Source organism: Bradyrhizobium sp. SZCCHNRI1009 (assembly GCF_032487575.1).
Taxonomy (GTDB): domain Bacteria; phylum Pseudomonadota; class Alphaproteobacteria; order Rhizobiales; family Xanthobacteraceae; genus Bradyrhizobium.
Map to the genome: position 1 here is coordinate 291,535 of NZ_JAUEUL010000008.1, position 7,763 is coordinate 299,297.

Annotated in this window: 6 protein-coding genes and 1 pseudogene; 5 read left to right on the forward strand and 2 right to left on the reverse strand. The window is 65.7% G+C overall.

Features of this window, described 5'->3' with window-relative positions; translation table 11 throughout:
- The first annotated feature begins 147 nt into the window (after nucleotides 1-147).
- The 4 genes from QX010_RS17110 to QX010_RS17125 all read left to right on the forward strand — a co-directional run bounded on the left by QX010_RS17110 (nucleotide 148) and on the right by QX010_RS17125 (nucleotide 4,536).
- The gene (locus QX010_RS17110) at nucleotides 148-1,104 is read left to right on the forward strand and encodes a sugar ABC transporter permease (RefSeq protein ID WP_315803136.1); all 957 of its coding nucleotides are present in this window, start codon (nucleotides 148-150) and stop codon (nucleotides 1,102-1,104) included.
- On the forward strand, nucleotides 1,101-2,036 hold the full coding sequence (locus QX010_RS17115; protein WP_316180726.1) for a carbohydrate ABC transporter permease: 936 nt from the start codon (nucleotides 1,101-1,103) through the stop codon (nucleotides 2,034-2,036). The genes QX010_RS17110 and QX010_RS17115 overlap by 4 nt, the downstream gene beginning before the upstream one ends.
- A 271-nt stretch (nucleotides 2,037-2,307) precedes the next feature.
- A complete protein-coding gene (gene denD, locus QX010_RS17120) occupies nucleotides 2,308-3,291 on the forward strand; it encodes a D-erythronate dehydrogenase (protein WP_315803138.1) in 984 nt (327 codons plus the stop codon).
- 75 nt (nucleotides 3,292-3,366) lie between these two features.
- Nucleotides 3,367-4,536 (forward strand): acetyl-CoA acetyltransferase, encoded by a 1,170-nt coding sequence (locus tag QX010_RS17125; protein WP_316180728.1) that lies wholly within the window; start codon nucleotides 3,367-3,369, stop codon nucleotides 4,534-4,536.
- 142 nt (nucleotides 4,537-4,678) lie between these two features.
- On the opposite strand, the gene QX010_RS17130 is transcribed toward QX010_RS17125, so the two are convergent.
- Nucleotides 4,679-5,242 carry a DinB family protein gene (locus QX010_RS17130; RefSeq protein WP_316180729.1) on the reverse strand — a complete coding sequence of 188 codons (564 nt, stop codon included), beginning with the start codon at nucleotides 5,240-5,242 and terminating at the stop codon, nucleotides 4,679-4,681.
- Nucleotides 5,243-5,407: 165 nt separating this feature from the next.
- On the opposite strand from QX010_RS17130, the gene ybaL reads away from it, so the two are divergent.
- On the forward strand, nucleotides 5,408-7,156 hold the full coding sequence (ybaL, locus tag QX010_RS17135; protein ID WP_316180731.1) for a YbaL family putative K(+) efflux transporter: 1,749 nt from the start codon (nucleotides 5,408-5,410) through the stop codon (nucleotides 7,154-7,156).
- Nucleotides 7,157-7,396: 240 nt separating this feature from the next.
- Here ybaL and QX010_RS17140 read toward each other — a convergent pair.
- Nucleotides 7,397-7,763, reverse strand: a pseudogene (locus QX010_RS17140) (hypothetical protein); the annotation flags it as partial.

Below are 7,763 nucleotides of genomic sequence, written 5' to 3' on the forward strand. Positions count from 1 at the left end.
GCTTCGTCACGGAGCCTGCCCACGGGCTCGCCGACGGCGAGACCCGGGGGGCTTCTCGCAATGGCGGACCAGAACCATCCGTCCCGAACGCCGGTGGGCATGCTGCGGTTTGCCCATCCCAAGGTTCGAAGGGAGCTGCTCGATACGATGAGTACCATTCAGACTTCGCTGCCACGTGGCGCGGCCGTGACCGGCGAGCCCTCCGCGTGGGAACGCATCAAGACCAACCGCAACTTCGTCGCGCTCTGGTTCATGCTGCCGGCGGCAGCATTCCTGATCCTGTTCCTGGCCTATCCGCTGGGCCTCGGCGTCTGGATGAGCTTCACCGACGAGAAGATCGGCCGCGCCGGCGTCTTCGTCGGGCTGGAGAACTACGAGTGGCTGTGGGATGACGCGATCTTCTGGCTCGCGGTGTTCAACACGCTGCTCTACACGATCGTCGCAAGCGCCATCAAATTCGCGATCGGCCTCTATCTGGCGCTGCTGTTGAACCGGCGGATGCCGTTCAAGGCCATGGTCCGTGCGATCGTGCTGGTGCCTTTCATCGTTCCGACGGTGCTGTCGGCGATCGCGTTCTGGTGGATCTACGATTCCCAGTTCTCCATCATCTCCTGGTCGCTGATCAAGCTCGGCCTCATCAGCCAGAACATCAACTTCCTGGGCGACACCAACTGGGCACGCGCCTCCGTGATCATCGCCAACATCTGGCGCGGCGTACCGTTCGTCGCGATCACGCTGCTGGCCGGCCTGCAGACCGTCTCGCCCTCCCTGTATGAGGCCGCCACGCTCGACGGTGCCACCAGCTGGCAGCGCTTCCGCTTCATCACCTATCCGTTGCTGACCCCGATCATCGCGGTGGTGATGACGTTCTCGGTACTGTTCACCTTCACCGATTTCCAGCTGATCTGGGCGCTGACCCGCGGCGGTCCCGTCAATGCCACCCACCTGATGGCGACCTTGAGCTATCAGCGCGGCATCATCTCCGGCCGCCTCGGCGAGGGTGCAGCGATCGCCACCGCCATGATCCCGTTCCTGCTCGCGGCGATCGCGATCTCCTGGTTCGGCATGCAACGGCGCAAATGGCAGCAAGGATCCGACCAATGACCGAGACTGCTGCGCTGCAATCCAAGACGCAATCCAACGCCACGACGACGGCGGCCGCGCTCGCGGCCGACGACGACAGCGAGGGCATGAGCTATCTCGAGTCGCTGCCGCGACGGCTGATCACGCTGTATCTGCCGCTCGGCATCATTCTCCTGGTGCTGCTGTTCCCGTTCTACTGGATGGGGCTGACGTCGATCAAACCGGACGAGCAGCTGATCGACATGGAGAAGTACAACCCGTTCTGGGTGGTGCATCCGACCTTCAAGCACATCTCGAAGCTGCTGTTCGAGACGCAGTATCCGCGCTGGCTGTGGAACACGATGTATGTCGCGGTCGGCGCCACCACGCTGTCGATCTTCGCATCCGTGCTCGCGGCCTATGCGATCGTGCGGCTGCGCTTCAAGGGCGCCGACACGGTGGGCGTGCTGATCTTCTTCGCCTATCTGGTGCCGCCGTCGATCCTGTTCATCCCGCTGGCCTCGGTGATCCAGGCCTACGGGCTGTTCGACTCGCCGCTGTCGCTGATCCTGGTCTATCCGACCTTGCTCATCCCGTTCTCGACCTGGCTGCTGATGGGCTACTTCAAGACGATCCCCTTCGAGCTCGAGGAATGCGCCCTGATCGACGGCGCCAGCCGCTGGCAGATCCTGGTCAAGATCGTAGTGCCGCTCGCCGTGCCCGGCCTGATCTCGGCCTTCATCTTCTCGTTCACCTTGTGCTGGAACGAGTTCATCTACGCGCTGACCTTCCTGCAGTCGACGCCGAACAAGACCGTGCCGGTCGCCATCGTCAACGAGTTCGTCGACGGTGACATCTACAAATGGGGATCGCTGATGGCCGGCGCCCTGGTCGGCTCGCTGCCGCTGGTCATCCTTTACGCCTTCTTCGTCGAGCATTATGTGTCGGCCATGACCGGCGCGGTGAAGGAGTAGGGCGCTCGCACAGCACTTCAATCTCACCGCACGGGCGGTGCACCCTCTCCCCTTGTGGGAGAGGGTGGTGACGCGCGAAGCGCGCCGCCGGGTGAGGGGTCTCTCTCCGCGATGGCGGAGTTTGTGGGACCAAACCCCTCACCCAAGCGAGCGTGCGGCACCGGCAGTGTAGCCCTCTCCCACAAGGGGAGAGGGCGCAGTCATGAGCACCGCTTTGCGTCGATGATCGTCGTCGCGCATGGTGAAACAACAAGAAACAAGGAGCATCCCCTTGCATATCCTCGTTCTCGGCGCCGCCGGCATGGTCGGACGCAAGCTGGTCGAGCGTCTGGTCCGCGACGGCCGCCTCGGCCAGGCAGCCATCACCCGCATGACCTTGCAGGACATCGTGGCGCCGGCGAAGCCCGACACGCCCATCGCGGTCGAGACCATCGCCGGCGACTTTGCCGTGCCGGGCTTCGCCGAGAAGCTGGTCGCCGCGCGTCCCGACGTGATCTTCCATCTCGCCGCGATCGTTTCCGGCGAGGCCGAGCTCGATTTCGACAAGGGCTACCGCATCAATCTCGACGGCACGCGGATGCTGTTCGACGCGGTCAGGCTGATCGGCGACGGTTACAAGCCGCGCCTGGTCTTCACCTCGTCGATTGCGGTGTTCGGCGCGCCGTTCCCCGACGCCATCGGCGACGAGTTCGTCAATGCGCCGCTGCTCAGCTACGGCACCCAGAAGGCGATCGGCGAGCTCCTGCTGGCCGACTACAGCCGCCGCGGCTTCTTCGACGGCGTCGGCATTCGCCTGCCGACCATCTGCATCCGCCCCGGCGCGCCGAACAAGGCCGCCTCGGGCTTCTTCTCCAACATCCTGCGCGAGCCGCTCGCCGGCAAGGAGGCCGTGCTGCCGGTGTCCGAGGACGTCCAGCATTGGCATGCCACGCCGCGTTCGGCGGTCGGCTTCCTGCTGCATGCCGCGACGATGGACACCGCGAAGATCGGCCCGCGCCGCAATCTCACCATGCCCGGCCTGACGGCCACCGTCGGCGAGCAGATCGCCGCGCTTCGGCGCGTGGCGGGCGACAACGTTGCCAACCGCATCCAGAGGGTTCCGGATCCGTTCATCATCGGCATCGTCGCCGGCTGGCCGCGGAATTTCGAGGCCAAGCGGGCCCGCGAGCTCGGCTTCACCACCGAGGAAAAGACGTTCGACGACATCATCCGGATTCACATCGAGGACGAGCTCGGTGGTAAGTTCGTGGCCTGAGAACGCCACCAGCCTCTGGACTCACATGGCGCAAAGCGCCATGTGGAGGCACGGGAGACATTCGGGAGAGAGAGCATGACCGCCAGCATCGTCGGATGGGCGCATACGCCGTTCGGAAAGTTCGACGCCGAGACCGTCGAGAGCCTCGTCGTCAAGGTCGCCAATGAGGCGCTCGCCGACGCCGGCATTTCGGCAGGCGACGTCGACGAGATCGTGCTCGGCCATTTCAACGCGGGCTTCTCACCCCAGGACTTCACCGCCTCGCTGGTGCTGCAGGCTGATCCCGCGCTGCGCTTCAAGCCGGCGACCCGGGTCGAGAACGCCTGCGCCACGGGCTCGGCTGCCGTGCACCAGGGCATCCGCGCCATCGCTGCCGGCGCCGCGAAGATCGTGCTCGTCGTCGGCGTCGAGCAGATGACGCGCACGCCGGGGCCTGAGATCGGCAAGAACCTGCTGAAGGCGTCCTATCTTCCGGAGGACGGCGACACCGTCGGCGGCTTCGCTGGCGTGTTCGGCAAGATCGCGCAGGGCTATTTCCAGAAGTACGGCGACCAGTCCGACGCGCTGGCGCTGATCGCGGCCAAGAACCACAAGAACGGCGTCGCCAATCCCTATGCGCAGATGCGCAAGGATTTCGGCTTCGAGTTCTGCCGCTCCGAGAGCGACAAGAACCCCTATGTCGCCGGCCCCCTGAAGCGCACCGACTGCTCGCTGGTCTCCGACGGCGCCGCCGCTCTGGTGCTGACCGACAGCGAGACCGCGAAGTCCTTCGCGAAAGCGGTGAACGTGCGCGCCACCGCGCACGCGCAGGATTTCCTGCCGATGTCCAAGCGCGACATCCTCGCCTTCGAGGGCTGCACCGTGGCCTGGCAGCGCGCACTGGAAAAGGCCGGCGTCACGTTGTCCGATCTCTCCTTCGTCGAGACCCACGACTGCTTCACGGTCGCCGAGCTGATCGAGTACGAGGCGATGGGCCTCACCCCGAAGGGGCAGGGCGCCCGCGCCATCAAGGAGGGCTGGACGCTCAAGGACGGCAAGCTGCCGGTCAATCCATCCGGCGGCCTCAAGGCCAAGGGCCACCCGATCGGCGCCACCGGCGTCTCCATGCACGTCATGACGGCGATGCAGCTCACCGGCACCGCGCCCGAAGGCATGCAGCTCCCCAACGCCAAGCTCGGCGGCATCTTCAACATGGGCGGCGCCGCGGTGGCCAACTATGTGTCGATTCTGGAGCCGACGAAGTAGGCGAGGTCCGTCCTCCCTCATTCCGAGCACAGCGACGCAATCCAGGGCCGCGCATGCCGCCCTGTAGCCCGGATGGGCGGAGCGATATCCGGGTCCATCGCGATAGCTCGTGTGACCCCGGATATCGCTGCGCTCATCCGGGCTACGGCTTCCACACCTTCTCCTCGCTGAAGCCGAGCTCGGCGAAGTCCTTCGCCCGCAAGGCCGCATCGTCCGCTGGGAAGAACTCATCCAGCTGAGGCGGCTTCACCGACGTGCTCGACAGCATGGCATGCGCCTGGCCGCGGTGATGGATGTCGTGCTGGAACAGATGCAGCAGCAGCCGGTCGCAGCGCTCGTTCTGCACCCGGCTCTCGCGGTTGATGCGGACGGTGTCGTCGAGCCGGGCCGGCGTCAGCGCCTCGCAGAATGCGATCAGCCGGCGGTCCATCGCGCCCTGCGCCTTCGCAAGATCTGCGAGGCGCGGGAACGGCACCTCGTTCTGCCACGCCATCGGGCCGAGCCAGCCGCCTTCCAGCGCGTCGACGTAGAACAGGTCGATGATGTAGATGTGGTTCAGCGTCTTCTGCAGGCTCGGGAAGAAGCCGGTGCGCTCGGCGGCGAAGTCCTCGGCGCTGAGCTGGCCGCAGGAGGTCAGCAGCCGGTGATTGGCCCAGGCGTTGTTATAGGCGAAGGCGCGAAACGTCTGAACGAGATCGGCGGGCATTGGGACAGGGCACCCCGTGATGGCTCGCTTCACATCATACGGAACTGATGACGCCATTCACCACCGATTTCCGCAGCCGTCCGTGCACCATCCCCATGCGCATTTGCGGAACTCTGCCACAATTGGTCGCGGTGCATCGCTGCGCCTCCTGTGCAACAAGTTGAGATGCCGCACGACACACCCCTCATCGCGACCATCGTCGCCGGCCTTGGACTGGCCTTCGTCTTCGGAGCGCTCGCGCAGCGGTTCCGGTTCCCGCCGCTGGTCGGCTACCTCCTCGCCGGCGTTGCCGTCGGCCCGTTCACACCCGGCTTCGTCGCCGACCAGGCGCTGGCGACCGAGCTCGCCGAGCTCGGCATCATTCTCCTGATGTTCGGCGTCGGCCTGCATTTCTCGCTCAAGGACCTGATGTCGGTGCGCGCCATCGCCGTGCCCGGCGCGATCGTGCAGATCACGGTGGCGACCCTGATGGGCATGGCCTTGAGCTGGGCGATGGGCTGGTCGATCGGCGGGGGCCTCGTGTTCGGTCTCGCGCTCTCGGTCGCCAGCACCGTGGTGCTGCTGCGCGCGATGCAGGAGCGCCGGCTGATGGACACCGAGCGCGGCCGCATCGCGGTCGGCTGGCTGATCGTCGAGGATCTCGCGATGGTGCTGGCGCTGGTGCTGATCCCGGCCTTTGCCAGCCTGCAGAACGGCAATGGCGACATCGCCGCCGCCGACCCGCTCGCCGCCCGCTTCGGCCTCGGGCTGACCGGCGTGCTGCTGCTGACCTTCGTCAAGATCGGCGTGTTCATGGCGGTGATGCTGCTGGTCGGCCGCCGCCTGATCCCGTGGATCCTGCACTACATCGCCCACACCGGCTCGCGCGAGCTGTTTCGCCTGGCGGTGCTCGCAATCGCGCTCGGCGTCGCCTTCGGCTCGACAAAGCTGTTCGGCGTGTCGCTCGCGCTCGGCGCCTTCTTCGCCGGCATGATGCTCGGCGAGTCCCCGCTGAGCCAGCGCGCCGCGCAGGAATCGCTGCCGCTGCGCGATGCCTTCGCGGTGCTGTTCTTCGTCTCCGCCGGCATGCTGTTCGATCCGGGAAGCGTGATCCGCGAGCCCTGGCCGCTGCTCGCGACCTTGTTCATCATCCTGTTCGGCAAATCGGTTGCCGCGTTCCTGATCGTGATCGCTTTCCGCCGCCCGGCTTCGACCGCGCTGACGATCTCCGCGAGCCTTGCGCAGATCGGCGAATTCTCCTTCATCCTCGCCGAGATCGGCGGCGCCTCGAATCTCTTGCCGAAAGCCGGGCGCGACCTGATCCTGGCCGGCGCCATCATCTCGATCATGCTCAATCCGCTGATGTTCGCTGCGCTCGATTGGCTGATGCCGCGGCTGGAGCGCCGCCGGGCCGATGCCTCGACGCCTTCAGCAACACCGCCGGCCGAGATCCCGGTGACGCAACTGACCGAGCACACGATCATCGTCGGCTATGGCCGCGTCGGACGCCTCGTCGGCGAGGCGCTGCAGCAGCGCGGGCATCCGTTCCTTGCGGTGGAAACGTCGGAGGACATCCTGAAGCAGCTGAAGAGCGCGGGTGTCGAGACCATCACCGGAAACGCCGCGCGCAGCAACGTGCTGCGGGCGACGAATCTGGCCGGCGCGCATGCGCTCGTCATTGCCATTCCCGAGGCGTTCGAGGCCGGACAGATCGTCGAGCAGGCCCGCGCCGCCAATCCGGCGCTGCACATCGTGGCGCGCGCCCATTCCGATGCCGAGGTCGAGCATCTCAGATCCCTCGGCGCCGATATGGTGATCATGGGCGAGCGCGAGATCGCGCGCGGCATGATCGAGGAGCTGGATACGCGGCCGCCTGATCCAGCGCCGGAGCTGGCGCCGCAGCGAGCGGCGGAGAGCGTGCAGGTCCAGGCGTAGCCCGGGCGCAGGCTTGTCACTACGGATTCAAGGGCTGCAGCTTTGTTTTGTGCCCATCTCCCTCAGCGTCGTCATGGCCGGGCTTGTCCCGGCCATCCACATCGCTCGGCGTGCCGAGAACGACGTGGATGCCCGGGACGGAGCCCGGGCATGACGACGTGGAACCGTTTCGCAACAAACTCAGATTGGTGGAATGACGGTGACCGTGGCTGCGCCGAGCGGCGAATTTCTCGTGCGCGTTCAAGCTGATTTGGGCTGTCCAGTCCCTGCGCGGAAAATATTCATGTTTCGCTTTTCCAGAAAATATGTTTCACTCTCCCCATCCTGCTTCGCCACGAGGGGCGCTTCGCGATCGTCACGAACGTTGAGGCAGGGATGCGGTGGCCGCGACGTGTCGCAGCGCAGCTTGGCTCGCGTGGACGAACGGCAGGTTGCGGACGTGAAGTCGCGTGGTCCCGGCATCCCGACGCTGATGCCAAGCCTGCGGGTGATGATGAGCCCAAGGGCGACGGTGGCCAAAAGCCGGTGCACCGAGGAGCAACTGTCTTTTTTGTAGACCGGTGATCGGCCGGCCTCAAGGCTGGCGCGAAGGCGCGCCACCGCCTTC

Coding starts and splice junctions, on each gene's coding strand:
- QX010_RS17110 (WP_315803136.1), top strand. CDS start 148: ATGAGTACCATTCAGACTTCGCTGCCACGTGGCGCGGCCGTGACCGGC.
- QX010_RS17115 (WP_316180726.1), top strand. CDS start 1,101: ATGACCGAGACTGCTGCGCTGCAATCCAAGACGCAATCCAACGCCACG.
- QX010_RS17125 (WP_316180728.1), top strand. CDS start 3,367: ATGACCGCCAGCATCGTCGGATGGGCGCATACGCCGTTCGGAAAGTTC.
- QX010_RS17130 (WP_316180729.1), bottom strand. CDS start 5,242: ATGCCCGCCGATCTCGTTCAGACGTTTCGCGCCTTCGCCTATAACAAC.
- ybaL (WP_316180731.1), top strand. CDS start 5,408: ATGCCGCACGACACACCCCTCATCGCGACCATCGTCGCCGGCCTTGGA.